The organism is Streptomyces sp. URMC 124 (assembly GCF_051386455.1).
Classification (GTDB): domain Bacteria; phylum Actinomycetota; class Actinomycetes; order Streptomycetales; family Streptomycetaceae; genus Streptomyces.
Window position 1 is genome coordinate 1 of sequence record NZ_JBPQTS010000362.1, and the last position, 470, is coordinate 470.

A 470-nucleotide genomic window follows, 5' to 3' on the forward strand; every position below is an offset into this window, starting at 1 on the left:
GGATGCGGCGGGCCGGCGGGCGCTGACGGAACTGTCCGGGGTCGGGGAGGAGACGCTGGCGCGGGCGCTGCCCTCCTGGGGGCGTCAGGACTCCCAGCTGGCGGCGGGGCAAGACGGTGCTGCTCAGGCGATGTGGCGGGTCGGGGGCGCGGTGGCGGGGCCGGTGGCGTTCGGGTGCCGTTTGTGTGCGGCGCGGCGTACCGGTGCCGCGGTGCGTGTGATGCGGTATACGCAGCGGTGGGAGCGGGTGTGCATACGCCACGGGCGGTGGGCTCTGGACGCGGACGCCGATCAGAAGCTGGAGCACCTTGATCTGGGCGGCATCCCGGAAGTGGCGGCGGCGCAGCGCCGGTGGTGGGGGGTGGCCCGGCGCGCGGCACGGGCGGGAACTGATCCGGGCGAGGTCTTCGGTCTGGCTTATGCGGTGGTGGCCCGGTGGTGGCCCGGTGGTGGGATGGGGCGTACGGGTG

General features: G+C 74.9%; 1 pseudogene. It reads left to right on the forward strand.

Annotated features, from left to right (window positions below):
* Positions 1–130: 130 nt before the first annotated feature.
* A pseudogene (locus ACSNOG_RS32950) lies at positions 131–470 on the forward strand (DNA-binding protein); the annotation flags it as partial.